A 26230-nucleotide genomic window follows, 5' to 3' on the forward strand; every position below is an offset into this window, starting at 1 on the left:
TTCCGCTGTATCTAGCCGTTGCGGCCAGCGAGGCATGTGCATGCTGCACAATGCATAACAACAGTCATCACACTTAATTCAGGTACTGCATGTGACGAAAGATGAACTGCGCGCAGAACTCGAGCGCCAGGCTGAACGTTACAAGGATGTTTACGGTGGTGAAGTCACCACTTACGCCGCACAACCGGATCCGGAACGCAAACCTTGGCGCAAACGTGCCAGCGTGCGCGACCAGGCGTTCAACCAGGAACTGGAACGCATTGAAAAGGAGCTGCGCAGCGACAATCCCTGACCCGGGACCACGCCAGCGCGTCGTCGCCCGGCCAGCCCGGGCGCGGTCGATCTTTACCATCTGACCGATGATGAAATGGAATTACACAAATTTCATACGCCCGTTTGAATGATGGCGAATCGGCCATTTCTTCGCTTTTCTGCCTGATTTAGCCACGCTTTGCGCTTTTTAGCCGATATTTCCCTGCCTCAGCGCCCCTACGTGCACCGTGCGCTCACCCCATGAAGATTGCCATCGGTCTGTAGCAGGTGCATCGATTGCCAAGGTTTTCTGGCATAATCCCGCCCCCCTATACCCGCCAGACAACCTTCATGATCGATTTATTCAGCGGACTGGATGCCTGGGTGTTGGTGAGCCTGCTGCTCGCCTTGACCTTCGTACTCGCCTTCGAGTTCATCAATGGCTTTCATGACACCGCCAACGCGGTAGCTACCGTCATCTACACCAAAGCCATGCCGCCGCACCTCGCCGTGTTCTTCTCCGGCGTGTTCAACTTCCTTGGCGTTCTGCTCGGCGGTGTCGGGGTGGCCTATGCCATCGTGCACCTGCTGCCGGTAGAGCTGCTGATCAATGTGAACACCGGACACGGCCTGGCCATGGTCTTCTCGTTGCTGGCTGCGGCCATCACCTGGAACCTGGGCACCTGGTACTTTGGTATCCCCGCCTCCAGTTCGCACACACTGATCGGCTCCATTCTCGGTGTCGGCCTGGCCAACGCCCTGATCAACGACATCCCGCTGGCCGATGGCGTGAACTGGCAGAAGGCGATCGACATCGCGATGTCGCTGGTGGTTTCGCCAATGGCCGGCTTCGCCGTCGCAGCCCTGGTGCTGATCGGCCTGAAGTGGTGGCGCCCGCTGTCGAAGATGCACAAGACCCCCGACCAGCGCCGCAAGCTCGACGACAAGAAGCACCCGCCATTCTGGAACCGCATGGTACTGGTGGTTTCGGCCATGGGCGTGAGCTTCGTGCACGGCTCCAACGACGGTCAGAAAGGCATCGGCCTGATCATGCTGGTGCTGATCGGTATCGTCCCGGCCAAGTTCGTCCTCGACCTGAACAGCACCACCTATCAGATCGAGCGTACCCGCGACGCTACCCTGCACATGAGCCAGTTCTACCAGCGCAACGCCGCCACCCTTGGCGAGTTCCTGGCACTGGGCAAGGCCAAGTCCAACGACCTGCCGGAGCAGTTCAGCTGCAACCCGCAGCAGACCGAGCCGACCATCGCCGCGCTGCAGTCCTCGCTTCAGGGCGTGACCGACTACCACAGCCTGGATACCGACAAGCGCGTTGAAGTGCGTCGCTATCTGCTGTGCCTGGATGACACCGCGAAGAAGGTTGGCAAGCTGCCAGGCCTCGACGCCCGTGAAAAGGCCGACCTGGAAAAACTGCGTAAAGACCTGACCGCCACCACCGAATACGCACCGTTCTGGGTGATCGTGGCCGTCGCCCTGGCCTTGGGCCTGGGCACCATGGTTGGCTGGAAGCGTGTGGTACTTACCGTTGGCGAGAAGATCGGCAAGCAGGGCATGACCTATGCCCAGGGCATGTCGGCACAGATCACCGCGGCCTGCGCCATCGGTATGGCAAACGTGTTCGCCCTGCCGGTATCGACCACCCACGTGCTGTCGTCAGGCGTGGCCGGCACCATGGTCGCCAACAAGAGCGGCCTGCAAGGCGGCACGGTGAAGACCATTCTGCTGGCCTGGGTCCTGACCCTGCCCGCCTCGATGGGCCTGGCCGCCGGCCTGTTCTGGCTGGCATCCAAAGCCATTGGCTGAGTGACACCGCTCTCGGTATAAAGGCGCCTTCGGGGCGCCTTTTTCATTTGTGCTTATCTGCACCGGCCTCTTCGCGGGTAAACCCGCTCCCACACGGGCAGCGAGACCCCTGTGGGAGCTGGCTTGCCGGCGATAGGGCCGGTACAGGCAAACTACCTTTTCTTGCCCCCCAGCAACGACCCCATCAACCCGCGCACCAGTTGTCGCCCCAACTGGTTGGCGGCTTGACGCACAGCCGACTTGATAGCCTGCCCCGCCGCACTCTGCAGGAAGTCACCGGCCTTGTCGGCAAAGCTCTCCCCATCCGCCTGCGGCTGCGGGGCTGGCTCCACCGCCTCGCCCTTGCGCTGGGTCAGCATTTCATAGGCCGACTCACGGTCCACCGGCTTGTCATAGCGCCCCGCCAGCGGCGAAGCGGCAATCAGCGCACTGCGCTCGGCCGCACTCAGCGGCCCGATACGCGACTGCGGCGGTGCAATCAGCACCCGCTGCACCATGGCAGGCGTACCCTTCTCTTCCAGTGTCCCCACCAGCGCCTCGCCAATCCCCAGCTCGGTCAGCACCGCCAGGGTTTCGAACGCGGGGTTCGGGCGAAAGCCATCGGCCACTGCCCTCAGCGACTTCTGCTCCTTGGCGGTAAAGGCTCGCAGGCCATGCTGAATGCGCAACCCCAACTGGGCCAGCACCGCCTCCGGCAAGTCACCCGGTGACTGGGTGACGAAGTACACCCCCACGCCCTTGGAGCGGATCAGCCGCACCACCTGCTCCAGGCGATCCTGCAGCGCCTTGGGCGTACCGTTGAACAGCAAGTGCGCTTCATCGAAGAACAAGGCCAGCACCGGCTTGTCGGCATCTCCACGCTCGGGCAATTGCTCGAACAGCTCGGCCAGCAGCCACAGCAGGAAGGTGGCGTACACCTTGGGCGCCTCATGCACCAGCCGGCTGGCGTCGAGCAGGTGAATGCGCCCACGGCCATCCGAGCCCGGCCGCAGCAGGTCTTCAAGCCGCAATGCCGGCTCGCCAAACAGCGCCTCGGCGCCCTGCTGCTCCAGGGTCGCCAGCCGCCGCAACAAGGCTTGGGTAGAGGCCGTGGTCATGAGTGCACTGTCTTCACCCAGCAAATGCGGGTTGTCCTTCAGGTGCGCCAGCAGCGCCTTGAGGTCCTTGAGGTCCAGCAGTAACAGGCCTTCTCGGTCGGCCACCTTGAAGGCCGCATACAGCGCCGCCTGCTGGCTGTCGGTCAGCTCAAGGAGGTTGCCCAGCAGCAACGGCCCCATTTCACTGAGGGTAGTGCGCAGCGGGTGGCCGGACTGCCCGGCGTTGTCCCACAGGCTTACCGGGTAGGCCTGGGGCGTGTGCCCGAGCCAAGGCATACCGGCGATTCGCTCGGCCACCTTGCCCTGTGGTGTGCCAGCGGCACCCAGGCCACACAAGTCACCTTTGACATCGGCCGCGAATACGGCCACCCCTGCGTCGCTGAACACTTCCGCCAAGTGCTGCAAGGTCACGGTCTTGCCGGTGCCCGTCGCGCCCGCCACCAGGCCATGGCGGTTGGCCAGCCGCATCGCTTGCCCGACTGGCTGGCCATCCGGGCCAGCACCTACAACTATGGTCGATGTTTCCGACATCTCTGTAATCCTCTGCTCAAGCTTTACCTTAATTCGGCCGATACCTTTGGGTGATATTCGCCTTAATTAGAGAGGAACAACCGAAAAGGGACTTTTCGGGATGTTGCACTGCTTTGCGGCTCCACCCGTGCGAACGCCTGATATAACACCTTAGCGGAACCGATTACGCCATGAACAAAAGCCTTCGTTTCAGCCACAAGATTCTTTTGGCAGCATCATTGATCGTGATACTCGCCTTCAGCCTTTTCACGCTCTACAACGATTACCTCCAGCGTAATGCGATCCGCGAGGACCTGGAAAACTATCTGGCTGAAATGGGCGCCTCCACTTCGACCAACATCCGCAACCTGTTCGACGGCCGAATCAAGCTGGTGGAAAACCTGGCACAGAACATTGCCCAGGCCCCCACCAACGCCGAAACCCTGATGGGCCAGAACGCGCTCATTTCCAGCTTCCTCACCGTTTACCTGGGCAAGGTGGACGGCGGCTTCAGCGTGCGCCCGGACGCAAAAATGCCCGATGGCTACGACCCACGCACGCGCCCCTGGTACAAGGACGGCATGAGTGCCGCCGGCGCGACACTGACCGAACCGTACATCGACATGACCACCAACAAGATGGTCATTGGCATCCTCAGCAAGGTTTCCAGCAGTGTCGGCGTGGTCGGTGGCGACCTGGCCCTGGACGGCCTGGTGCAGATCATCAACTCGCTGAACTTCGGCGGTATGGGCTACGCCTTCCTGGTCAACGACCAGGGCAAGGTCCTGGTGCACCCTGACAAAGACCTGGTGATGAAGTCGCTGTCGGACCTGTTCCCGCAGCACACGCCAAAACTGACCGGTGAGCTGACCGAAGTGCAAAGCGATGGCCAGGCCCGCCTGCTGACCTTCACCCCGATCACCGGCCTGCCTTCGGCCAACTGGTACATCGGCCTGTCGGTGGACAAGGACAAGGCCTTCTCGATGCTCAGCACCTTCCGCACCTCGGCGGTGATCGCCACGGTGGTGGCGGTGGTGATCATCATTGGCCTGCTCGGCCTGCTGATCAACGTGCTGATGCAGCCGCTGCACACCATGACCCGCGCCATGGAAGACATCGCCGAGGGTGAAGGCGACCTGACCAAACGCCTGCGCATTCACAACCACGACGAGTTCGGCATCCTGGGCACCGCCTTCAACCGTTTCGTCGAGCGCATTCACAGCTCGATCAGCGAGGTGTCCTCGGCCACCGAACAAGTCAACGAAGTGGCCCTGCGTGTCATCAGCGCCTCGAACTCGTCGATGACCAACTCTGACGAGCAGTCCAACCGGACCAACAGCGTGGCCGCCGCCATCAACGAGCTGGGCGCCGCCGCACAGGAAATCGCCGGCAACGCCGCCCAAGCGTCGCAACATGCCAGTTCGGCTCGCCTGCTGGCCGAAGAGGGGCAACAGGTGGTCGAGCGCAACATTGCGGCGATGAACCGCCTGTCCGACCTGATCGTCAGTTCCAGCGGCCACATCGAGACGCTGAACAACAAGACCGTCAACATTGGCCAGATCCTCGAAGTGATCACCAGCATTTCCCAGCAAACCAACCTGCTGGCGCTGAACGCCGCCATCGAAGCGGCACGTGCCGGTGAAGCCGGCCGTGGTTTTGCGGTGGTGGCCGATGAAGTGCGCAACCTGGCGCACCGCACCCAGGAATCGGCGCAGCAAGTGCAGACCATGATCGAAGAGCTTCAGGTTGGCGCCCGCGCGTCGGTCGAGACCATGGACCAGAGCCAGCGCCACAGCCAGGACAGCGTGCAGATCGCCAACCAGGCCGGTGAGCGGCTGGACAGCGTTACCGTGCGCATCAGCGAGATCGACGGCATGAACCAGTCGGTGGCCACCGCCACCGAAGAGCAGACCGCCGTGGTCGAGGCGATCAACATGGACATCAACGAGATCAACATGCTCAACCAGGAAGGCGTGGAGAACCTGCAAGCCACCCTGCGCGCCTGCTCGGACCTTGAGCAGCAGGCCGGCCGCCTGAAGCAGCTGGTGGGCAGCTTCCGCATCTGACCCGAGCTACACCCTCCTCTGCAGGAGCAGCCTTGTGCTGCGAAGAGGCCAGTAAAGGCAATACTGCCATGTTGCCTTCACCGGCCTCTTCGCAGCACAAGGCTGCTGCTACAAGGATTCCGAACTCCCCCCTCTCCTCAAACCGATCGAACAAACTATCCTTCTGAAAGGTCCACCTTTAGGCGCGTCATCGCCGGCAGTTACCGCCGAATGACAGACCGAAGATGATCCCGGAGGGATGCTGATCGTGCACATCGCCGACATCACCATGTTCTACGCCCCGGCCAGCGGCGGCGTACGTACCTATCTTGATGCCAAACACCGCCGCCTTGACGCCATGCACGGCGTACGCCACAGCCTGCTGATCCCCGGTGCCAGTGCACAGCACGCCGATGGCATCTATCAAGTGCCCGCCCCGCCTCTGCCATTCGGCAAGGGTTACCGCTTCCCGGTACGCCTGGCCCCCTGGTGCAGTGAACTGCGACGGCTCAAGCCCGACCTGATCGAAGTCGGCGACCCCTACCTGACCGCCTGGGCAGCGCTGGAGGCACGGCGTCAACTGGATGTGCCAGTGATAGGCTTTTACCATTCCGACCTGCCGTTGCTGGTCAGCAACCGTATGGGCAACTGGTTCACGCCCAATGTCGAGGCTTATGTCAGCAAGCTCTACGGCAATTTCGACCGGGTTCTCGCGCCCAGCCAGGTAATGGCCGACAAATTGCGCCGCCTGGGCGTTCGCGATGTGCATGTGCAGCGCCTGGGCGTGGACCTGGCCACCTTCAACCCCAGCCAGCGCGACCCGCACCTGCGCGCAGAACTGGGCATTGCCGACACCAGCCGTTTGCTGATCTATGCCGGCCGCGGCTCGCGGGAAAAGAACCTGCCGGTGCTGCTCGACTGCATGAAGCAGCTGGGCGCCCCCTACCACCTGCTACTGGTGGGTTCGAACATGCCGGCCAACGTGCCGCGCAACGTCAGCGTGATCGACCACTTCTGCCCGGCCCCGGAAGTTGCCCGGCTGCTGGCCAGCGCCGACCTGCTGGTGCACGCCGGAGACCAGGAAACCTTCGGCCTGGTCATCCTCGAAGCGATGGCCAGCGCCACCCCCGTGGTGGCCGTGCGCGCCGGCGCCTTCGGCGAAATCGTCAACGAACAGTGCGGGCGCCTGTGCCGGCCCAACGATGGCCAGGCCATGGCAGCGGCCGTGCGCGAAGCGTTCGAGGCCGGCGTACGCCCACTCGGGGCGCAGGCTCGCCGCCACGTGGAGCAGCACTATTCATGGGACAACGTGGTCTGCGGCCTGCTGCAACACTATCAGGCCGTGCTCGGCCACCCGCCGCAGGTGCGCGCCCATGGTTGAGGCACGGCCGGCGTCACGCAGCCTGATGCTGGTGCTGCATGATGTTGCGCCCGAGACCTGGCCGGACTACCAACCCTTCGTCGAAGCCGTCGACAGCCTCGGCGGCGTCCCGATGACCTGGCTTGTGGTGCCGGACTTCCACCAGCGCAACCTGCTGCTGCGTTCTCCCACCTTCTGCCGCTTGCTTGACCGGCGCCTGGCTCAGGGCGACGAACTGGCCTTGCACGGCTATTACCATGCCGACAACGGCCCGCCGCCCCGCACGCCCGGCGACTACTTCATGCGCCGTATCTATACCCACGAAGGTGAGTTCTACGGCCTCGACCAGCAGCAGGCCCTGCAACGGCTGGAGCGCGGCCTGGCAATGTTCCACCAGCAGGGCTGGCCTGTGGCCGGTTTTGTCGCGCCAGCCTGGCTGATGAGCGAGGGCACCCGCCAGGCCTTGCGCCGCCTGCCGCTTCGTTACACCAGCACGCCACAGCACCTGTACCGCTTACCGGACTTCACCGCGATTGAAGCCCCGGGGCTGGTGTGGAGTGCCCGCAGCGCCTGGCGCCGAGGGCTTTCAAGGGTGCTGTGCGACTGGCAATGCCGCCGTTGGCGCGATGCCGAGATCCTGCGCCTGGGCTTGCACCCGGTGGACATGCGCCACCGCACCTCCCGTGAATACTGGCTGAACACCTTGCGCAGCCTACTGGCTCAAGGCCGCGAGCCACTGACCAAATCGGCCTGGCTGGACCGCCAGGCCAGCGCATGAACCGCCTGGCCTGGCTGGGCCTGGCACTGCTCGCGGCATTGCTGGTGCCGATCCTGCTCGGTGGCAGCGAGCTGCTGCCGAGGCTGCAACGCTTCGACCCTGTGCTGATGCTCACTCTGCTGGGCATGATCCTGCTGTGCTGGGCGATCAACGCCATTCGCTTGCGCCTGTTGCTCGGCCAGCAAGGTGCCAGGCTTGGGCCACTGCGCAGCCTGGGCGTGGTCATGGCCACCGAATTTGCCATCTGCACCACCCCCGGCGGCAGCGGCGGGCCGTTGACCCTCATGGCCCTGCTGGCGCGTGACCGCATCAGCCCGGCACGCAGCGGCGCGGTATTCGCCATGGACCAGTTGAACGACCTGGTGTTTTTCTTCTGCGCAATGCTGGCGATAGCCGGTTACGCACTGTTCCACAGCCTGGGCCGCAGCCAGGAAAGCATGTTGCTCGGCAGTGCGCTGCTACTGTGCACAGCACTGGCCGGGGTGGCCGGGCTGCTGCGCTACCGCCGCCAGGTCATGCGCTTGAACGGCAGGCTGCTGCGGCGCCTGGGCATGAGCCAGCAGCGCAAACGCCGCTGGGCCCGCAAGCTGTTGCACTTCATGCACGCGCTGGCGCAGACCTGGCAGTTGCCCAAGCGCACGTTAAGCCTGGTGTTTACCCTGACCTGCCTACACTGGGGCCTGCGCTACAGCGTGTTGTATCTGGTATTGAGGGGGTTGGGGGTGGACCTGGCATGGATCCCCAGCTTTCTTGTGCAGATGCTGTCGCTCAGTGCCGGCCAGTTCAGCCTGCTGCCAGGGGGCGCGGGTGCCGCCGAGCTGACTTCGGCCAGCCTGCTGACGCCATGGGTGGGTAGTTCGACCGCAGCCGCGGCGATCCTGATATGGCGGGCGGTTACTTACTACTTTTATCTGCTGGCGGGCGGCCCGGTGTTCGTGTGCCTGCTGGCGCGTCCGTTGCTGGAGCGCTGGCGGCGTCAGGCGGGTTGAGCTGTTGCCAGAGTTCGGCAGCGCCGGGAAAGTCGGTGCCGTCGGTGTCATCCAGGGCTTCGGGGTCGTAGCGGGCCAGGCAACCTTCGCCGAGAGTGGGAGGCGGTGAGGCGGTAGGGGTGTTGCGTTGTTTGGCCATCAGTGTTCCTTTCAAGATTGCCGGGGGCGCTTTGCGCCCCCTGCATCATCAATCGAAAACGACAGTTTTGTTGCCATGCACCAGCACGCGGTCTTCCAGGTGATAACGCAGGCCACGGGCCAGCACCATCTTCTCCACATCACGGCCAAAGCGGACCATGTCCTCGATGCTGTCGGCATGGCTGACACGCACCACGTCCTGCTCGATGATCGGGCCGGCGTCGAGCTCTTCGGTCACGTAGTGGCAGGTCGCGCCGATCAGTTTCACCCCACGCAGGGAGGCCTGGTGGTAAGGCTTGGCGCCGACGAACGACGGCAGGAAGCTGTGGTGGATGTTGATCACCTTTTCAGCAAAGTCCCGGCACAGTTGCGGCGGCAGGATTTGCATGTAACGGGCCAGCACCACCACATCGGCGGCGTGCTCCTGGACCAGGCGTGACACTTCGGCAAAAGCCGGGGCCTTGTCCTTGGGGTCGACCGGTACATGGAAGAACGGAATGCCATGCCACTCGACCATGCTGCGCAGGTCGTCGTGGTTGGAAATCACGCAAGGGATCTCGCAATCCAGTTCATCGGTGTGCCAGCGGTGCAGCAGGTCGGCCAGGCAGTGCGACTCACGGCTGGCCATCAGTACCACACGCTTTTTCTGCGCCGAGTCGGTAACGCGCCAGGTCATGGAGAACTCTTCGGCGATTGGCGCAAACGCCTCGCGGAAGGCTTCGATACCGAACGGCAGCGATTCGGCACGGATTTCATGGCGCATGAAGAACCAACCGCTCTGCTCATCAGAGTGGTGGCTGGCTTCGTTGATCCAGCCATTGTACAAGGCCAGGAAATTACTGACTTTCGCCACGATGCCTACACGGTCGGGGCAGGCGATCACCAGACGATAGGTGCGCATGAATGAGACTCCAGAACTTCGCAAAGGCGCCTATTCTAGCGGCCCGCCAGAAAAAACGCAGTATTGATCGCAGCGGCGACGGCGTATGCCGTCCCGCATACGCAGCGCAGGCATTGCCTGACAGAGATGACGAAATGCCGGGTTTGTAAGTAAATTTTTGTTCACGTAGCGAAATGTTGTCACAGCTTAATTAACAGTTAATCGCGGAATATCATGTTTACTTGCGAGTATGGCCTGTCTATTATTGCCCCACACATTTCTGAACACGCATTAAAGGAACACTCCATGTCCCTGATCAACGAGTACCGCGCCACCGAAGAAGCCATCAAGGAACTTCAGGCCCGCCTGGCCAACCTGTCGCAGGATGACAAGCTGAAGAAAGAACTGGAGTTCGAAGGCAAACTGCGCACACTGATGGGCGAGTACTCCAAGTCGCTGCGCGACGTGATTGCCCTGCTCGACCCAGAGTCGAAACTGAGCAAGGCACCTCGCGGCGCGGTCAAGCCTACTGCCACCAAACGTGCGCGCAAGGTCAAGCAATACAAAAACCCGCACAACGGTGAAGTGATCGAAACCAAAGGCGGCAACCACAAGACCCTGAAAGAGTGGAAAGCCACTTGGGGTGGTGATGTGGTTGAGAGCTGGGCAACCCTGCTGGACTGATTGTCCGCATTTGCCTTTTGCTTAACGCAACAAAAACGCCGGCACATTGCCGGCGTTTTTGTTTGCGCCGCGGTCAGTCAATTGCAAATTGTGTCTGCAATTGCCGGGCATGCATTTGCCAAGCCTCCAGTACACGCCGGCCAGCCTCGTCAGCGCCTTCCCAGGCTTGCTGACGCGCCTGCTCGAAGTCGCCCAGCGTATTGGGTGCTCCCCACTGCGGGTCACTCAGGCGTTGCTGACAGAAGCCATACCAGCGCTGGCGTTCTTCGCTGGTCAAGGTCTCAGGGAAGTTGCGCGCCCGATAGCGGAACAGCAATTCCGGTAAACGCGGGTCATCGAACATCCACTGGCCACGGCCCAATTGTGCGGGTTCCAGCGCACGCACTTGCTCACATAAGCGGCGGTCTCGGTCCCCCACAAAACCGTCATACAACTGCTGTTCCGGGTCTTCACTCGGGGCGAAGTCTTCCTTGCCGTAGATGTGCTCCAGCTTGTCTTGCCATTGCGCCTGTTGATTAGCCAACTGTTCGCCGCGCAATTGTAACAACGTCAAGTCCAGGCCCAATCGTTGTTGATCGGCCGGACGCAATACCGACAATGGCGCCAGTACCGGGCAGCGATTGATCTGCACCAATTTGAGCGGCACCGGTAATTCACCCTCGGCCAGCGCATCGTGACGGGTATACAAGCGCTGGCGTAGAACCTCAGCACTTTCCCTTAGTAACGGTAGGGATTCCTGATGCAAGTCGCAGACGATCAGCGCATTGCGATTACGCGGGTGCCAGGCTAATGGCAATACGACACCCAGGTAATTACGCGCCGCTGAAAAGCGCCCGGATATATGCACCAGTGGCTGCAACAAACGGATCTGTTCCATCACTTTATGCTTGCTGCGCAACTGGAAGAGCCAGTCATACAACTTGGGCTGTTTTTGCCGAATCAGACGGGCCAGGGCAATGGTTGCCCGCACGTCGGAAAGCGCCTCGTGCGCATGCCCATGGTCAATGCCATTGGCCTTGCTCAACAGTTCAAGGCGCAGGCTGGTGCGCCCATCCTGTTGTGGCCATTGAATACCGTCGGGGCGCAAGGCGTAGGCGGTCCGCACGATGTCGATCAGGTCCCAGCGGCTGTTGCCGCCCTGCCACTCCCGGGCATACGGGTCGAAAAAATTACGGTACAAACTGTAGCGGGTCACTTCATCGTCGAAGCGCAGGGTGTTGTAGCCAGCGCCACAGGTACCCGGCTGCGCCAGTTGCGCATGCACCCGGGTCATGAACTCGGCCTCGCACAGGCCTTGCTCGGCCAGCAACTGCGGGGTGATGCCTGTCACCAGGCAAGCCGCCGGGTGCGGCAGGATGTCGTCGGAAGGCCGGCAATAAAGGCTGATCGGCTCGTCGATTTCGTTAAGGTCGAAATCGGTGCGCACGCCGGCCACCTGCAGTGGCCGGTCGCAACGCGGGTTGATGCCGGTGGTTTCGTAGTCGTGCCAGAAAATGCTTGAGGTCACGGGGTCGTCCTGTATCAAGGTCGACCCGATTCTAGCGCAGCCTCAGACAGAAGCGTTGGCAGGAAGAAAACTGAAATAATCACGCAGTGAGCGCACGAACTCGTCGAATTCGCGGGGGGCCTGCAACAGCATGAAGCCCGAATCGTAGTGCCCGGGCGTCTGGTCTTCGCGGCACCACAGGCAACTGGCGGTCAGGTTGACGAACTGATGCCCGCCGCCGACCAGCGGCAAGCGCAATTGCAGTTCGTAATCGGGCCCTACCAGCACAGGCAGCTGGCTGATTACCATCAGGCCATCCTCGGAGGCATTACCCAGCTGGCCGATTTCTTGACCGGTAAAACGGTTGAATACCTTGAGGACACAAGGCAGTTGATGGCGTTCGATGTGGCGCTTGTTGAACATGATCGCGAGTGTATTCCGTACCTGATGCCAGGAATACAAGGTACTGGCGGTTGTTGTAACAGCTGAGTTACAGATTAGCGCAGGGCGCGCCGCAAATCTCGTGAAATAAACCACACCTTGGTGTTATCGCCAAGGTGTGGTCGTCACCGGGTTGGCCACAGCCGCTTCGCCGCTACGGGCATGGCCAAGTTTTTCAAGAGTCTGCAGGCGCGCCCGGGCACGATAGGCGTACTCGTTGCCCGGGTACTTCTGGATCAGGTACTGGTAAGTCTGCGCGGCATCCACGTAAAGCGCCTGGCGCTCCAGGCACTGGCCACGCAGCAGCGACACCTCCGGATGGATGAACGGCCGCGGACGGCTGGTGCGGTCGACCTGCGACAGCTCCAGCATGACCCGTGCGCAGTCGCCACGATCGTAGGCGCGGTAGGCATTGTTCAGGTGGTGGTCCATGGACCAGCGGGTGCAGCCGACGGCGCTGGCCGCCAGGGCTAAAACGATCAGGGCTCGCATGGGGATCTCCTTTGATGCCTGTGTATCGGCCAACGCCAACAAATCTTCACAGGCTTTTGCAAGGATACCCCCGACCGTTCAAATGCCACCCTGCCTTGGTCGCAGGTAGTGCAACGGAACAATGACTACAGCGAGATTCAGGAGTAGCCTTTCGCTGCGCTTCACTATAGGAGTCTGTGCATGACCATCCGCCGTACCAAAATCGTCGCCACCCTTGGCCCCGCCAGCAACTCGCCGGAAGTGATCGAGCAACTGATCCTTGCCGGCCTGGACGTGGCACGCCTGAACTTCTCCCACGGCACTCCGGACGAGCACAAGGCCCGCGCCCGCCTGATCCGTGACATCGCCGCCAAGAACGGCCGCCATGTCGCGCTGCTGGGCGACCTGCAGGGTCCGAAGATCCGCATCGCCAAGTTCGCCAACAAGCGCATCGAATTGAAGATCGGTGACAAGTTCACCTTCTCCACCGCCCACCCGTTGACCGAAGGCAACCAGGACATCGTCGGTATCGACTATCCCGACCTGGTCAAGGACTGCGGCGTCGGTGACGAACTGCTGCTCGACGATGGCCGTGTGGTCATGCGCGTCGAAACCGCCACTGCAGACGCCCTGCACTGCGTGGTGATCATCGGTGGCCCGCTGTCGGACCACAAAGGCATCAACCGTAAAGGTGGCGGCCTGACCGCACCGGCCCTGACCGAAAAAGACAAGGCCGACATCAAACTGGCTGCGGAAATGGACCTGGACTACCTGGCCGTTTCCTTCCCGCGTGACGCCAGCGACATGGAATACGCACGCAAGCTGCGTGACGAGGCCGGCGGCAGCGCCTGGCTGGTGGCCAAGATCGAACGCGCCGAAGCGGTTGCCGACGACGAGACCCTCGACAAGCTGATCGCCGCCTCCGACGCGGTGATGGTTGCCCGTGGCGACCTGGGTGTGGAAATCGGCGATGCCGAGCTGATCGGCATCCAGAAAAAGATCATCCAGCACGCCCGCCGCAACAACAAGGCGGTGATCGTGGCGACCCAGATGATGGAGTCGATGATCCAGAACCCGATGCCGACCCGCGCTGAAGTGTCCGACGTGGCCAACGCCGTGCTGGACAACACCGATGCGGTGATGCTGTCGGCCGAAAGTGCTGCCGGTTCCTACCCGATCGAAGCCGTACAGGCCATGGCGCGGATTTGCCAAGGTGCCGAAAAGCACCCGACCAACCAGAAGTCCAGCCACCGCCTGCACACCACCTTCGAGCGTTGCGACGAAAGCATCGCCCTGGCGGCCATGTACACGGCCAACCACTTCCCGGGCGTGAAGGCGATCATCGCCCTGACCGAAAGCGGCTACACCCCGCTGATCATGTCGCGCCTGCGTTCGCACGTGCCGATCTTCGCACTGTCGCCGCACCGCGCCACCCAGGCTCGCGTCTCGATGTTCCGCGGCGTCTACCCGATCGCCTTCGACCCGGCCTCGCTGCCGGCCGACAAGGTAAGCCAGGCGGCAGTCGACGAACTGCTCAAGCGTGGCCTGGTGGAACAGGGTGACTGGGTGATCCTGACCAAAGGTGACAGCTACCACACCATCGGTGGCACCAACGGCATGAAGATCCTGCATGTCGGTGATCCGCTGGTCGGCTGATCCACCCCGGGGGCCGCTTTGCGGCCCCTTCTTGTTCAAGCATGCTCGACAAATACATCGGCAAACACCTGGTTCCTGGGCACCCCTGCAATAAACAGCCGCCGTGCAAACTGCTCCACGCTCGCCGGCGAGCCACATACCAGTGCAACCGTCTGCCGTGATGTCGGCCGCAATGCAGCAAGCGCTTCATCCAACTGCTCCGCCAGCACCAGCTCGACACTCACGCCTTCAATCCCTTGCAACGGCTCAGCCAGGTAATGCTGAACGTGGCCATGCGCCACATGCATCACCCTGATTTCCCCCTGATGCCCCTGCCGCATCGCCTCGCGCAAAATGCCCCACAAAGGCGCAAGCCCAGTACCCGCAGCCAGCAACCAGAGCGGTCGTCCTTGCCAGTCCGGGTCGTAATGCAACGCTCCGCCCCTGAGCTCCCCCAAGCGCATCGAGTCGCCAACCTTGAACCCGCGGGCCTTGCTGCAAAAAGCACCGGGCCGCTCGCAGTCGATATGAAATTCAAGGAAGTCGTCTTCACCCGGCAGGCTTGCCAGGGAATAGGGCCGCGCTACCGCCCCGCTCCACAACACCACATGCTGGCCCGCCTGATATCGCACTGCGCGCTCTGGGCGCAGGCGCAGGCGCAGCACGTCACCGAACCAGTCCAGTGCGCAAACCTGTGCGGGAATGCCATCCTGCTGCGGGTCGAACACCGCCACACGCAGGTCACCCACTACCCGGCACTGGCAAGCCAGTCGCCAGCCCTGGGCGTGTTTCTCCAGCGCCAACGCCTCGGGCAAGGCGTCCGCTGGCAGCCCGTCCAGGCAATGCACCAGGCAGGCATGGCAGCTACCGGCGCGGCAACTGTAGGGCACATTCAACCCGGCCTCGTTCAAGGCATCGAGCAGGTTGCTGCCGGTCGGCACCGCCCAGCGGCGCTCGCCCACGCAAATTTCGGGCATTGTCAGCTATCTCTCCTGGCTCTTTATCTTGCCGGGGCCGCTTTGCGGCCCAATCGCCGGCAAGCCAGCTCCCACAGATCAGTGCAAGCTACAGGGCTGGTGCAACCCTGTGAGGGCTGGCTTGCCGGCGATTGGGCTGCAAGCCAGCCCCCGTCAAGCATCCTATCTCTTCAGCCAGACAGCAAGAACAGTGCCTGCCCGCGGCCGACCATGGTCCAGACCGGCCGAAGGTGTGCCCGGCACAGATGCGCGCTATACTGCCGCGCCTTTTTCCGCCGGCCTGACCTGCCGGCGCCTTGCAAGGCGTTTCGACATGCTGGTCGGCACCGTCGAGCGTCTTTATGAATGTTCCCGTCTTTAAGAGGAGCGCGCTGCATGACCGTGATCAAGCAAGACGACCTGATTCAGAGCGTCGCCGACGCCCTGCAATTCATTTCGTACTACCACCCCGTCGATTTCATCCAGGCCATGCACGAGGCCTATCTGCGTGAAGAGTCGCCTGCTGCGCGTGACTCCATCGCCCAGATCCTGATCAACTCGCGCATGTGCGCCACCGGCCACCGCCCGATCTGCCAGGACACCGGTATCGTCACCGTGTTCGTGCGCGTGGGCATGGACGTACGCTGGGACGGCGCCACCCTGAGCGTCGACGACATGATCAACGAAGGTGTGCGTCGCGCCTACAACCTGCCTGAAAACGTGCTGCGTGCATCGATCCTGGCCGACCCGGCCGGTGCCCGCAAGAACACCAAGGACAACACCCCGGCAGTGATCCACTACTCCATCGTCCCTGGCGACAAGGTCGAGGTCGATGTCGCAGCCAAAGGCGGCGGCTCGGAGAACAAGTCGAAGATGGCCATGCTCAACCCGTCCGACTCGATCGTCGACTGGGTGCTGAAGACCGTTCCGACCATGGGCGCTGGCTGGTGCCCGCCTGGCATGCTCGGCATCGGCATCGGCGGTACCGCCGAGAAGGCCGCCGTCATGGCCAAGGAAGTGTTGATGGAGTCCATCGACATCCACGAGCTGAAAGCCCGTGGCCCGCAGAACCGTCTGGAAGAAATCCGCCTGGAGCTGTTCGAGAAGGTCAACCAGCTGGGCATCGGTGCCCAGGGCCTGGGTGGCCTGACCACCGTGCTCGACGTCAAGATCATGGACTACCCGACCCACGCCGCATCGCTGCCGGTGTGCATGATCCCCAACTGCGCCGCCACCCGTCACGCCCACTTCGTGCTCGATGGCTCCGGCCCGGCCGAACTGGAAGCGCCGTCGCTGGACGCCTACCCGGAAATCGTCTGGGAAGCCGGCCCAAGTGCCCGCCGCGTCAACCTCGACGACATCACCCCGGAAGAAGTCGCCAGCTGGAAACCGGGCGAAACCATCCTGCTCAACGGCAAGATGCTGACCGGCCGCGATGCCGCGCACAAGCGCATGGTCGAAATGCTCAACCGTGGCGAAGAGCTGCCGGTGGACCTGAAAGGCCGCTTCATCTACTACGTAGGCCCGGTCGACCCGGTCGGTGACGAAGTGGTAGGCCCTGCCGGCCCGACCACCGCTACCCGCATGGACAAGTTCACCCGCCAGATCCTTGAGCAGACCGGCCTGCTGGGCATGATCGGCAAGTCCGAGCGTGGCCCGACCGCCATCGAAGCGATCAAGGACAACAAGGCCGTGTACCTGATGGCCGTTGGTGGCGCTGCCTACCTGGTGGCCCAGGCCATCCGCAAGTCGAAGGTCCTGGCCTTCGCCGAACTGGGCATGGAAGCGATCTACGAGTTCGACGTCAAGGACATGCCGGTTACCGTTGCCGTAGACAGCAACGGTGAATCGGTACACATCACTGGCCCTGCCCTGTGGCAGAGCAAGATTGCCGAGAGCCTGGCAGTCGAAGTGAAGTAAACCTGATGTAACAGTGGCGCCTGCTTTGCGGGCGCCACTGTTTTCACAGGACTCTGTCAAACTGCTCCGGCCAGTCCCTGCGGGTAAACACCTGCCCTTCCCGCCTCACACGCCGCACTTCCTCCAGGTCCACCTCACACACCAGCCACTGGCTGCACGCCGGCCTCAGTGCCTCGCTCAACGCCACCACTCCATCCCCCGGCATCCCGTGATCCGGCGGAACGAACAACCCTGCCCGCCCGATATTCTCGTCCAACGCAGGCGACCATGGCGCATGCCCCACCGTAGGGCTCTGCAATACGGCAATCTGGTTCTCCAGTGCCCGGGCCTGGGCGCCGATGCGTACCCGGTGGTAACCCGCCTCGGTATCGGTACAGCTGGGCGCCAGGATCAGGTCGGCACCCGCCTCGGCCAGGCCCCTGGCCAGCATGGGGAATTCATTGTCATAACAGATCAAAATCCCCAGGCGCCCCAACTCGGTGTCGAACACCTGTAGCCCCTGGCCCGCCGCGATGTCCCACTGCTCTCGCTCGAACCGGGTCATCATCAGCTTGTCCTGGTAACCCAGCACACCCTTGGGGCCGAACAGCCAGGCACGGTTGCGGTACCGCCCATCGCTGTCCAGCAACGGCACGCTGCCCGGTTGCAGGTAGATTCCCCAGCGCCGGGCAAGGCTCTCGCACAGCGCCCTCCACGGCTCGATCAACGGCTGGATGCCGGCAATCGAAGCCTTCAGGTCACCCCGCTGCTCGGCACTCAGTTGGCCGCTCAATACCAGACCGGCGTATTCCGGCAGCAGCAGCAAGCGTGCGCCCGCCTCCACGGCCTCGGCGCACAGGCCCTGCAGGTGGTCGGCGTAGGCGTCCCAGGTTTCATGCAGTTCGATGGCGTACTGGCAGGCCGCCAGGCGGATCATATCGGCAGTTCCTTCAGCCAGAACGACATCAGCTTGTCGGAGCTTTCCTGTTCATCCAGGTCGCGCCAGGCGTAGGTGGTACGCAATGACGGGTCATGCAGGAAGCCGCGGTTGCGCCAGAAACCGTGCAAAGGTTTGTAGTCTGCCGGCCGTCGCGGGTGCACACCTGGCCGCTCCACCGCGCAGAACGCGCAGTAATCGAACTCGGCCAGTTTGTGCGCATAGGACTCGCGTTCGATGAAGAAGCGCACGCCCAGGCCCTGGCCACGGTACTCCGGCAGCACCAGCGACTCACCGAAGTAATACACGCTGGCCGGGTCGCGGCCCTGGGCCAGGAACGGCTGCTGGAACTCAGGGGCGACATCCACAAGCGGCAGGCCGGTGGAAGCGCCCACCACCTTGCCGTCGTCCAACGCCAGCACCACCAGGCTACGCCCGGAGCGCGCATAGGCGGCCAGGTAGTCAGCCTCGTACTCCGGGGTGCCGTCGTACAGGTAGGGAAACTCGCGAAACACGCTAAGGCGCAGGCGAGCGAGGTCATCGATGTATGGCGCGATAGCGGCGCCGTGCAACAGGCGTATTTCCATGCGTGGCGGTCGTTTTGTCGATGTGGATGACGCGCTCGGCTAAGCCGGGCTTGAAGGGAAACCCTATCATCCGAGGCAGCGACCCGCCTTTTCCCTACACGACAGGTACTGTTCCATGACCGCTACCGAACTGGTAAATGCTTACTACGCCGCGTTCAACGCCGGCGACATGCCGGGCTTTCTCGCCCTGCTGAGCGAGGACGTGATCCACGACATCAACCAGGGCGAGCGGCAAATGGGCAAGGCCCGGTTTGCCGCGTTCATGGACAAGATGAACCGCTGCTACCGCGAACGCCTGGCCGATATCGTGGTGATGCAGAATGCCGACGGCAGCCGCGCGGCGGCGGAGTTCACCGTGCATGGCGAGTACCTGCCGGATGACCAAGGGTTGCCGGCAGCCAACGGGCAGACCTATGTGCTGCCGGCGGGGGCGTTTTTCTATATCCACTGCGGCAAGATTGCCCGGGTGACCAACTACTACAACCTCAATGACTGGGTTGAGCAGGTAGCCTAAGCCTGAGAGAGCTGCATTGCGTGTACCGGCCCCTTCGCAGCACAAGGCTGCTCCTACAGGGCCAGCACAAGACCTGAGTGTTGTGGGGTCCCTGTAGGAGCAGCCTTGTGCTGCGAAGGGGCCCGGTCAGACGATGCGGGTGCCCAGCACCTTCAGAAATGCCGCCAGCCATGCCGGGTGCGCCGGCCAGGCCGGTGCAGTCACCAGGTTGCCATCCACATGGGCCTGGTCCACCGCGATGTCGATGAACGTGCCGCCCGCCAGACGCACTTCCGGCGCACACGCGGGGTACGCGCTGCATTCGCGCCCCTCCAGCACACCCGCCGCCGCCAACAGCTGGGCACCATGGCACACCGCCGCAATCGGCTTGCCGGCCTGGTCGAACGCCCGCACCAGCTCCAGCACTTTTTCATCCAGGCGCAGGTACTCCGGCGCACGGCCACCCGGGATCAGCAGCGCGTCGTAACTCTCGGGCCGCACCCGCACGAAGTCGTAATTCAGGGCAAAGTTGTGCCCCGGCTTTTCGCTGTAGGTCTGCTCACCCTCAAAATCATGGATGGCAGTGCGCACTGTCTGCCCCGCCAATTTCTCCGGGCACACCGCATGCACGGTATGGCCCACCATACTCAAGGCCTGGAACGGCACCATCGCTTCGTAATCCTCGACGTAGTCGCCCACCAGCATCAGAATCTTCTTCGCCGTCATCGCACCCACTCCTTCGGTTAACCGTCAATGCACGATAGCCGCTGTCAGTCACGGCGGTCGAGCACGTTGACCACCAGTCGGTCGATCCAGCCCCAGATCCGCTGCTTCACCCTGCGCCAGAGGGGGCGGGCATGCCAGTGGTCGAGGTCGACTTCCTGGCTCAAGGCAAAGTCGCGCTCGAAGCTGGCCACCACCGCCGCTGTCAACGGCGGGTCCAGCGCCTCGATGTTGGCCTCAAGGTTGAAGCGCAGGTTCCAGTGGTCGAAGTTGCACGACCCGACGCTGACCCAGTCGTCTACCACGGCCATCTTCAGGTGCAGGAAGCACGGTTGGTATTCGAAAATCCGCACCCCGGCGCGCAGCAGGCGTGGGTAATAGCGGTGCCCTGCGTAGCGGACCGACGGGTGGTCGGTGCGTGGGCCGGTCAGCAACAGGCGCACATCAAGCCCCTTGCTGGCGGCACGGCGCAAAGAACGGCGCACGCTCCAGGTCGGCAGGAAGTACGGCGTGGCCAGCCATACCCGTTGCTTGCCACTGTTCAGCGCCCGCACCAGCGAATGCAGGATGTCCTGGTGCTGACGGGCGTCGGCATAGGCCACCCGGCCCATGCCCTGCCCGTGGGCAGGCAACTTGGGCAGGCGCGGCAGGCCGAAGCCTTCGGCAGGGCGCCAGGCGGTGCGGCGATTGTTGGCGGACCACTGGCGGTCGAACAGCAGTTGCCAGTCGGTTACCACCGGCCCTTGAATCTGCACCATCACCTCATGCCATTCGCTGGTCGCGTCGCCCGGCTTCCAGAACTCGTCGGTTACGCCCGTGCCGCCCACCACCGCCCAGCGTTCGTCCACCAGCAAAAGCTTGCGGTGGTCGCGGTACAGGTTGCGCAGGCCACGCTTCCAGCGCAGGCGGTTGTACAAGCGCAGGTACACACCGGCTTCCAGCAGGCGCTGGCGCAGGGCGCTGTTGAAGGCCAGCGAGCCATAGTCATCGAACAGGCAACGCACCCGCACACCACGCCGGGCGGCCTGCTCCAGCACTTCGACCACGGCCTCGGCACAGGCGCCGGCCTCGACCAGGTACAGCTCCAGGTCAACCTGAAACTCGGCACCCACGATTGCCTCCAGCATGCGCGGAAAGAACTCGGGGCCGTCGATCAGCAGTTCGAACTGGTTGCCATCCCGCCAGGGGAAGACCGGCCCCGGCATGTCAGCGGGCGGTGAAAATCAGCACCGCGCTAACCGGCACCGACGGGTTGATGGACTTGAGCCCGGCAAACTTGCGCAGGCTTTCCAGCCCCGGCAGCAAACCGAAATCCTCGGCGCGCAGCAGCAGCGGTTCCAGGGTCACAACCTGGAACCGCCGCGCATCCAGGCGAGTGGCCAAAAGCAAGGCGTTGTAGCTGTGCGACTGGCCATGCAACGTGACCGTCAGCGGCAGGCGCAACTCGATCTGTGCACCATCGGCCAGGTCATTGATCGGCCGCAGATCGATCTGCGCCTTTACCGTGGCCTCGGCGAAGCGCCCGACCTCGAACAGGTTGTCGCGCATTTGCTCGTCACGCAGCGGGATGCCACTGCTGACAGAGTCCATCTCGATGCTCAGCCCTGCCACGCCTTTGCGGTCGACCGTACCGTGCAGCACCAGAAAGCGGTGCACTTCGGCGGTGTCACCGTTCTTGCCGGTAATGAACGACAGGCGCGACGATTCGCCATCTAGGTGCCAATTGGCGTGGGCGGGCAGGCACAAAGCCAGCAACAAGGCGGGCAGTAGACGGGGCAGTTTGAACATGACAAATCTCGTGAAACCAAGCCGCCAACCTTACCCGCCCGCCTTCATGGCAGCAAGCGGCAACCCTCGCGCAGGCCCTGCCAGGCAGCCTGGTTGCGCCGCCCAAGCCCCTCGGCAGTGACTAGCCGCTGCTGGCTGTTTTCCTCCAGCAGGCTCAGCGGCAGCCACTGCTTTACATAACCTTGGCAGTAGGCCTGCTCGAAGCCCATGACGAAGCGGCACGAGCAGTATTCCTTGGCCGAGTAGGCCGAGAGGATGCCGGGGAAATCCGCCAGTGCCTGACGCTCCTGCCAGGCCCAGAACAACAGGCCCAGCAGCAGCACCAGTAGCAGCAACAAGGCCCGCTTCATGTGCCCTCCCGGGCCATGGCCGCCAGTACCCGCTTGAGCAGTTCGTCGTGCTGGTAACTGCCGTCGCGGTCATCGGCATAGCGCACGACCACCAGCTTTTGCGCGGGCAGCACGTACAGCGCCTGGCCCCAGTGGCCAAGGGCGGCGTAGGTGTCGTCGGGCGCACTTGGCCAAGGCCGCGCGGCGCCGGCCAGCGGCTGGTTGAGCCACCAGTGGCCGCCAGGGGTGGCCTCACCCGGCACAGGTTCGGCATGGTCAAACGCTGTGCGGTTGAAAGCCACCCAGGCCTTGGGCAGCAGTTGCCGGCCTTGCCAACGGCCGTCGCGCTGCATCAGCAAGCCGATACGCGCCAGGTCGCGGGCGCTGAGGTACAGATAGGAAGAGCCCACGTAGGTGCCCGCCCGGTCACGCTCCCACACTGCGCTGTCGATACCCAGCGGGGTGAACAGCGCGTGCCAAGGGTAATCGGGATATTGCCCGGCATCCAGCATGCCGCGCAGCGCGGCGGCCAGCAGGTTGCTGTCGCCACTGGAGTAGAGGTATCGCTGACCGGGGCTAGCCGAAGCGCCCCGCGCCGTCGTATAGGCCGCCATGTCCTCGCGGCCGCGGGTATACAGCATGGCCACCACCGAGGACTTGAGCGGGGCGTATTCGTAGTCTTCCTGCCAGTCCAGGCCACTGGCCCAGTGCAGCAGATCGGCCATGCGTATGCCCGGATGACCGCGCATGGCGGGGTAGAAACGGGTGACCGGATCTTCCAGCTGGAAGCGTCCTTCGCCTTGGGCCACGCCCATCAGCGTGGCGAGCACGCTCTTGCTTACCGACCAGGTCAGATGCGCGGTGGCGGCAGTGGTGGGGGCGGTGTAGCGCTCGTGGAGGATACGGCCGTCGCGGATGATCAGCAGCGCGTCGGTGCGGATGCCGCTGCGGTCGGGGGCAGTGCGAGGGGGGAAGGCGTAGGCGTCGACGGCTTGCCAGTCGAACGTGGCAGGGTCGTTCTGCCAGGCAGGATCAGGCCAGCCCTCGGCTTCGGCGGTTGCCAAGGCCAGGCAAAGAACCAGTAGCAGACCTTTCAGCATTGTGTTTCAGCTCGAAATTTTGGGGCTGCGGCGCAGCCCATCGCCGGCAAGCCAGCTCGCCTTCATGACAATCCCGCAGGTACTGCACACACCTTGGGCATTGTGCGATCCATGTGGGAGCTGGCTTGCCGGCGATGGGCCGCAAGGCGGCCCCCGGGATCATCGGTTCACAAAAACCTATCAGGCCTTCATGACAATCCCGCAGCAGCCCAAGCCTTGTTCAGCCGCTTCTCTCTCGCCGCCGCGGCCAGTGTCATCACCCCTTGGTCACGCTGCCAGATTTGTGCCCAATGCACCGGCCCTGCCGCCAGGGCCGCATCGATCGCCCCCCGCAATGCCTGGAACTGCGCAAACAACCCGCCCAGCAACAAATGGCAACTCACGCTATCGGCACACTGCCGACTGCCCTCTGCACATCCTGCCAGCAGCCCAAGCAGCTGCAGCCGTAAATCCTGTGGCCAGGCGCTTTCCTGCCCCACGCCATACAGCCAGGCCGTCAGCGCCGTGAGCACATACAAATCCTCCAGCGAGCGGAACGGCTTCACATAGGCATCCCAGCCGTCACCGGCCAGCAACTCGCACGTTGCCTGCTCCAGCAGCAAGCGCCCGTGGCCCACCTCCGGCATCAGCGGCAGGGTCGGCAATGGCTCCAGCGTCACGCCAGGTTCCCCGGGGTAAACCACCGCCAGGTTCAATTGTGGCGCCGCGCCTGCGGTTTCGCTGCGCGCCGCCACCAGCAGCCACTCCGCCTCCAGCCCGGCTGTGACAAAGTCCTTGCTGCCGCTCAGCCGCAAACCGTCCAGGCGCGTATGCATGTCCGCCGGCCTTACGCTGCGCCGCTCGGTGGCGCACAGGGCGCCGAGGCTGGCCGGTGCACTGGGCCACAGCACGCGCAAGGCGGCCTGGTAACCCACCAGAAAAGCCAGGCCCGGCGTGGCCATCGCGCGCCCGCCCAGTGCCGCCAGTTCGAAGGGGGCAACCGGGCCGAGGCGCTCGAGCAGCGCGGCATAGGTTTCACCCAGAGTGTCCGCCGGCGCGTGGCGAAGCGGGTCGTTCAATCGTTGCAACCAGGCCATCGGACGGCTCCTTGCTGGGGCTTTCTGGTCAAGGTTCGGGGGTGTCACGCAAGCATCACCAAAGATTCACAGGGGTGACACCGCGCCTACCTAGGCTGACTTTGCACAACAAAGCCGACCGGCCGCAACCCTCATGGCTGGCTTATGGAGACTCGTAATGACTCGGATCGCTCACTCTGGCGACAACAGCACTGAACGCCGTCTGCAAGCCGAACGCCTGGTTGGCGCCGCGGCGCTGCAAGAGGCCCAGGCCCTGCGTTTCAAAGTGTTCAGCGCAGAATTCAAGGCCAAGCTCAAGGGTGCCGAGCAGGGCCTGGACATGGACGACTACGACGTGCACTGCCGCCATATTGGTGTGCGTGACCTGAGCACCGGCGAGCTGGTGGCCACCACCCGTCTGCTCGACCACCAGGCCGCCAGCAGCCTGGGCCGCTTCTACAGCGAGGAAGAATTCCGCCTGCACGGCCTGTTGCAGCTGCAGGGCCCGATCCTGGAGCTGGGCCGTACCTGCGTAGCCTCCGACTACCGCAACGGCGGCACCATCGCCGTGCTCTGGGGTGAACTGGCCGAGGTGCTCAACGAGGGCCGCTACAGCTACCTGATGGGCTGCGCCAGCATCCCCATGCAGGACGGCGGCATACAGGCCCATGCCGTGATGCAGCGCCTGCGTGACCGCTACCTGTGCAACGAGCACCTGCGTGCCGAACCGAAGAAGCCGCTGCCAAGCCTGGCCCTGCCGGGTAACGTCATCGCCGAAATGCCACCGCTGCTCAAGGCCTACATGCGCCTGGGCGCGAAGATTTGCGGCGAACCGTGCTGGGACGAGGACTTCCAGGTGGCCGACGTGTTCATCCTGCTCAAGCGCGATGACCTGTGCCCGCGCTACGCCCGCCACTTCAAGGCAGCGGTGTGATGCCGAAGCTGCGGGTAGTAGCCCGCCTGAGCAGACTGCTGCTGGTACTGTTGCTGGGCATGTTGATGGCCAGCCTTGTCGCCCTCGGTGAACGCCTGGGCTTCAAGGCCCCCATCGAACGCCGCCAGCGCTGGACCTGCCTGTTCATGAAACGCCTGGTCGCCGCCCTGCCCTTCGATGTGCGGGTGGTGGGTGAGTTGCCGCAGCGGCCGATGCTGTGGGTCAGCAATCATGTCTCGTGGACCGATATCCCCCTGCTCGGCATGCTGCTGCCGCTGTCATTCCTGTCCAAGGCCGAGGTGCGTCATTGGCCGGTGGCGGGTTGGCTGGCGGAAAAAGCCGGCACGCTGTTCATTCGCCGTGGCGGGGGTGACAGCCAGCGCCTGCGCGAACAGATCGCCGGGCAACTGGGGCTGGCCCGGCCGCTGCTGATCTTCCCCGAAGGCACCACTACCAGCGGTCGCAGCCTGCGCACCTTCCATGGCCGCCTGCTGGCAGGTGCCATCGACCGCGGCGTGGCCGTGCAGCCGGTGGCTATCCAGTATTTGCGTGATGGCCAGATCGACCCGATTGCGCCGTTCATTGGCGATGATGACCTGGTGTCGCACCTGATGCGCCTGTTTGCCCAGCCGCGGGGCGAGGTGTGCATTGAGCTGCTGCAACCGATTGGCAGCGTGGGCAAGGAACGTGCGGTGCTGGCGTTGCAGGCGCAGCAGGCAATTCACCTGGCGTTGTTCGGGGTAGAAGAAGTTGAAGCAGTGCCAAGGCGGCAGGCGCGGGCTGCCTGATTTTTTTGTGCTGTCAGTACTGGCCCTATCGCCGGCAAGCCAGCTCCCACA

Annotated in this window: 25 protein-coding genes and 2 pseudogenes; 13 read left to right on the top strand and 14 right to left on the bottom strand. The window is 63.2% G+C overall.

The features are described from left to right. The first annotated feature begins 91 nt into the window (after positions 1-91). Positions 92-292, top strand: a complete 201-nt coding sequence (locus tag WF331_RS07780) for a hypothetical protein (RefSeq protein WP_016488886.1) — start codon at positions 92-94, stop codon at positions 290-292. A 311-nt stretch (positions 293-603) separates the two neighbouring features. Beyond that, positions 604-2076: an inorganic phosphate transporter gene (locus WF331_RS07785; RefSeq protein ID WP_016498117.1), complete on the top strand. Its 1473-nt coding sequence runs from the start codon at positions 604-606 to the stop codon at positions 2074-2076. Between the two features lie 152 nt (positions 2077-2228). On the opposite strand, the gene WF331_RS07790 is transcribed toward WF331_RS07785, so the two are convergent. Then, positions 2229-3704: a helicase HerA-like domain-containing protein gene (locus WF331_RS07790; RefSeq protein WP_340622788.1), complete on the bottom strand. Its 1476-nt coding sequence runs from the start codon at positions 3702-3704 to the stop codon at positions 2229-2231. A 170-nt stretch (positions 3705-3874) separates the two neighbouring features. Between WF331_RS07790 and WF331_RS29275 the strand changes: the two are divergent. The 5 genes and pseudogenes from WF331_RS29275 to WF331_RS07810 all read left to right on the top strand — a co-directional run. Beyond that, a pseudogene (locus WF331_RS29275) lies at positions 3875-4891 on the top strand (cache domain-containing protein); the annotation flags it as partial. Between the two features lie 261 nt (positions 4892-5152). Continuing rightward, a pseudogene (locus WF331_RS29280) lies at positions 5153-5749 on the top strand (methyl-accepting chemotaxis protein); the annotation flags it as partial. A gap of 238 nt (positions 5750-5987) precedes the next feature. After that, entirely contained in the window at positions 5988-7109 is a 1122-nt protein-coding gene (locus WF331_RS07800; RefSeq protein WP_016498114.1) for a glycosyltransferase family 4 protein, read from the top strand. Next, complete coding sequence (locus WF331_RS07805) at positions 7102-7866, top strand: DUF2334 domain-containing protein (protein ID WP_340622789.1); 765 nt, start codon at positions 7102-7104, stop codon at positions 7864-7866. The genes WF331_RS07800 and WF331_RS07805 overlap by 8 nt, the downstream gene beginning before the upstream one ends. Next, positions 7863-8855: a lysylphosphatidylglycerol synthase transmembrane domain-containing protein gene (locus WF331_RS07810; RefSeq protein WP_016498112.1), complete on the top strand. Its 993-nt coding sequence runs from the start codon at positions 7863-7865 to the stop codon at positions 8853-8855. The genes WF331_RS07805 and WF331_RS07810 overlap by 4 nt, the downstream gene beginning before the upstream one ends. 187 nt (positions 8856-9042) lie before the next feature. On the opposite strand, the gene purU is transcribed toward WF331_RS07810, so the two are convergent. Then, entirely contained in the window at positions 9043-9894 is an 852-nt protein-coding gene (purU, locus tag WF331_RS07815) for a formyltetrahydrofolate deformylase (RefSeq protein WP_016498110.1), read from the bottom strand. A 285-nt stretch (positions 9895-10179) separates the two neighbouring features. Here purU and mvaT point away from each other — a divergent pair, with 285 nt between their 5' ends. After that, positions 10180-10557 carry a histone-like nucleoid-structuring protein MvaT gene (gene mvaT, locus WF331_RS07820; protein WP_016498109.1) on the top strand — a complete coding sequence of 126 codons (378 nt, stop codon included), beginning with the start codon at positions 10180-10182 and terminating at the stop codon, positions 10555-10557. A 73-nt stretch (positions 10558-10630) separates the two neighbouring features. On the opposite strand, the gene sbcB is transcribed toward mvaT, so the two are convergent. The 3 genes from sbcB to WF331_RS07835 all read right to left on the bottom strand — a co-directional run bounded on the left by sbcB (position 10631) and on the right by WF331_RS07835 (position 12976). Then, entirely contained in the window at positions 10631-12064 is a 1434-nt protein-coding gene (gene sbcB, locus WF331_RS07825) for an exodeoxyribonuclease I (RefSeq protein WP_041167573.1), read from the bottom strand. Between the two features lie 42 nt (positions 12065-12106). Beyond that, positions 12107-12466, bottom strand: coding sequence for a PilZ domain-containing protein (locus WF331_RS07830; RefSeq protein ID WP_016498107.1), 360 nt, complete (start codon positions 12464-12466; stop codon positions 12107-12109). 123 nt (positions 12467-12589) lie between these two features. Continuing rightward, the gene (locus tag WF331_RS07835; protein WP_340622790.1) at positions 12590-12976 is read right to left on the bottom strand and encodes a tetratricopeptide repeat protein; all 387 of its coding nucleotides are present in this window, start codon (positions 12974-12976) and stop codon (positions 12590-12592) included. Between the two features lie 180 nt (positions 12977-13156). On the opposite strand from WF331_RS07835, the gene pyk reads away from it, so the two are divergent. Further along, positions 13157-14611, top strand: coding sequence for a pyruvate kinase (gene pyk, locus WF331_RS07840; RefSeq protein WP_016498105.1), 1455 nt, complete (start codon positions 13157-13159; stop codon positions 14609-14611). A 35-nt stretch (positions 14612-14646) separates the two neighbouring features. On the opposite strand, the gene WF331_RS07845 is transcribed toward pyk, so the two are convergent. Continuing rightward, positions 14647-15567, bottom strand: a complete 921-nt coding sequence (locus WF331_RS07845) for an iron-sulfur-binding ferredoxin reductase (RefSeq protein WP_259140738.1) — start codon at positions 15565-15567, stop codon at positions 14647-14649. Positions 15568-15942: 375 nt separating this feature from the next. On the opposite strand from WF331_RS07845, the gene WF331_RS07850 reads away from it, so the two are divergent. Further along, a complete protein-coding gene (locus WF331_RS07850; protein WP_016498103.1) occupies positions 15943-17466 on the top strand; it encodes a fumarate hydratase in 1524 nt (507 codons plus the stop codon). A 43-nt stretch (positions 17467-17509) separates the two neighbouring features. Here WF331_RS07850 and WF331_RS07855 read toward each other — a convergent pair whose 3' ends face one another. Both WF331_RS07855 and WF331_RS07860 read right to left on the bottom strand, forming a co-directional pair. Next, positions 17510-18382: a carbon-nitrogen hydrolase family protein gene (locus WF331_RS07855; protein WP_284360575.1), complete on the bottom strand. Its 873-nt coding sequence runs from the start codon at positions 18380-18382 to the stop codon at positions 17510-17512. Next, complete coding sequence (locus WF331_RS07860; protein WP_016498101.1) at positions 18379-18969, bottom strand: GNAT family N-acetyltransferase; 591 nt, start codon at positions 18967-18969, stop codon at positions 18379-18381. Before WF331_RS07860 ends, WF331_RS07855 begins: the two co-directional genes overlap by 4 nt. A gap of 115 nt (positions 18970-19084) precedes the next feature. On the opposite strand from WF331_RS07860, the gene WF331_RS07865 reads away from it, so the two are divergent. Beyond that, positions 19085-19483, top strand: a complete 399-nt coding sequence (locus WF331_RS07865; protein ID WP_340622791.1) for a nuclear transport factor 2 family protein — start codon at positions 19085-19087, stop codon at positions 19481-19483. Between the two features lie 126 nt (positions 19484-19609). On the opposite strand, the gene WF331_RS07870 is transcribed toward WF331_RS07865, so the two are convergent. From WF331_RS07870 to WF331_RS07895, 6 genes are all read right to left on the bottom strand, one after another. Then, positions 19610-20188 carry a DJ-1/PfpI family protein gene (locus WF331_RS07870; protein WP_016498099.1) on the bottom strand — a complete coding sequence of 193 codons (579 nt, stop codon included), beginning with the start codon at positions 20186-20188 and terminating at the stop codon, positions 19610-19612. A 44-nt stretch (positions 20189-20232) separates the two neighbouring features. Then, positions 20233-21390, bottom strand: a complete 1158-nt coding sequence (locus WF331_RS07875; RefSeq protein WP_284360572.1) for a phospholipase D-like domain-containing protein — start codon at positions 21388-21390, stop codon at positions 20233-20235. 1 nt (position 21391) lies between these two features. Continuing rightward, positions 21392-21973 carry a YceI family protein gene (locus WF331_RS07880; protein ID WP_016498097.1) on the bottom strand — a complete coding sequence of 194 codons (582 nt, stop codon included), beginning with the start codon at positions 21971-21973 and terminating at the stop codon, positions 21392-21394. Between the two features lie 44 nt (positions 21974-22017). Further along, on the bottom strand, positions 22018-22323 hold the full coding sequence (locus WF331_RS07885) for an amidase (RefSeq protein WP_284360570.1): 306 nt from the start codon (positions 22321-22323) through the stop codon (positions 22018-22020). Next, on the bottom strand, positions 22320-23402 hold the full coding sequence (locus WF331_RS07890) for a serine hydrolase domain-containing protein (RefSeq protein ID WP_284360568.1): 1083 nt from the start codon (positions 23400-23402) through the stop codon (positions 22320-22322). The genes WF331_RS07885 and WF331_RS07890 overlap by 4 nt, the downstream gene beginning before the upstream one ends. A 188-nt stretch (positions 23403-23590) precedes the next feature. Then, positions 23591-24478 (bottom strand): hypothetical protein, encoded by an 888-nt coding sequence (locus tag WF331_RS07895; protein ID WP_016498094.1) that lies wholly within the window; start codon positions 24476-24478, stop codon positions 23591-23593. Positions 24479-24635: 157 nt separating this feature from the next. Between WF331_RS07895 and olsB the strand changes: the two genes are divergently transcribed. Together olsB and WF331_RS07905 are read left to right on the top strand one after the other, a co-directional pair. Continuing rightward, positions 24636-25391, top strand: coding sequence for an L-ornithine N(alpha)-acyltransferase (olsB, locus tag WF331_RS07900; protein ID WP_284360566.1), 756 nt, complete (start codon positions 24636-24638; stop codon positions 25389-25391). Beyond that, on the top strand, positions 25391-26179 hold the full coding sequence (locus WF331_RS07905; RefSeq protein WP_016498092.1) for a lysophospholipid acyltransferase family protein: 789 nt from the start codon (positions 25391-25393) through the stop codon (positions 26177-26179). The genes olsB and WF331_RS07905 overlap by 1 nt, the downstream gene beginning before the upstream one ends. Positions 26180-26230: the final 51 nt, after the last annotated feature.

It is taken from the genome of Pseudomonas sp. YNh (assembly GCF_037993085.1).
Classification (GTDB): domain Bacteria; phylum Pseudomonadota; class Gammaproteobacteria; order Pseudomonadales; family Pseudomonadaceae; genus Aquipseudomonas; species Aquipseudomonas putida.